The organism is Microcystis sp. M53603_WE2, assembly GCF_030065435.1.
Map to the genome: position 1 here is coordinate 1 of NZ_JASJFF010001206.1, position 1049 is coordinate 1049.

Annotated in this window: 2 protein-coding genes; both read right to left on the minus strand. The window is 47.5% G+C overall.

All coding sequences use genetic code 11. From position 1 onward, the window contains the following. Positions 1–760: aminotransferase class I/II-fold pyridoxal phosphate-dependent enzyme (locus PX481_RS25255; RefSeq protein ID WP_288096702.1), on the minus strand; the 760-nt coding region annotated here is incomplete at its 3' end. Positions 761–776: 16 nt separating this feature from the next. After that, positions 777–1049: thioredoxin family protein (locus PX481_RS25260; protein WP_288096705.1), on the minus strand; the 273-nt coding region annotated here is incomplete at its 5' end.

The window sequence follows — 1049 nt, forward strand, 5'->3', positions numbered from 1 at the left end:
CGAAACCGATGCGAAAACCGCCCATATTATAGGACTTAGAAAAGGTAAAAAACTCGATCGAATTAGTTTTAGCTCGATCGGCCTGTAAAATTGACGGTGGTGGCGATGTTCCCGCAAAAAAGATGTCTAGATAGGGAAAATCGTGGATTAAGACTAAATTATGCTGACGGCAAAAATCAACCGCTTTTTGGAAAAATGCCAAAGGCGCAATCGCTGTGGTGGGATTATGGGGATAACTCAAGACCATCAGCTTCGATTGTGCCAGCACTAGCTCAGGAATGTCCTCTAAAACCGGCAGAAAGTCATTTTTTGCCAAAATTGGCATTCCGTAGATTTGACCGCCGGCAAGGGCAACACCGCCTAAATGGGAGGGATAACCCGGATCGAGGAGTAGGGCAAAATCCCCGGGGTTGAGAAGGGCCAAAGGTAGATGGGCCGTGCCTTCCTGAGAACCAATCAGGGGTAAAACCTCCGTTTCTGGATCGATGGGGACACCAAAGCGATCGCTATACCAGTTAGCGGCAGTTATTCGGAAGTCTCTGGTCCCATTATGGAGTAAATAGCCGTGGGTGTGAGGATCGTGGAGAGATCGCTCAATAGCATCGACAACATGGGGAGCAGCCCCAAGATCGGAGGAACCGAGCGAAAGATCGATAATGGTATTACCCGCTTCTCTACTGGCAGCTTTTGCCCGATCCATATCGGCAAAAACGTTGGATTGTAGTGCCTGTAAGCGGTTTGCTAGGGTTAAGTTATTCATAACCACAGATACCTAATTAGCTGACATAGGTATCGATAAAAGATTGTAATTGTGGTTTGCCGATCGCCCCTTCATGAGTGGCAATAAGTTTTTTATCTTTAAAGATGCGTAAAGCGGGAACACCTTTCACATCACATTTAGCCACCGAGTTGGGGTTAGGGTCCACCTCTAGTTTAACTACTTTTAGCCGTTCGCCGTAGGTGTTGGCTACCCAATCGATCGAGGGGGATACCAAACGACACGGACCGCACCAACTCGCCCAAAAATAGACTAAAACGGGTTTTTCGAC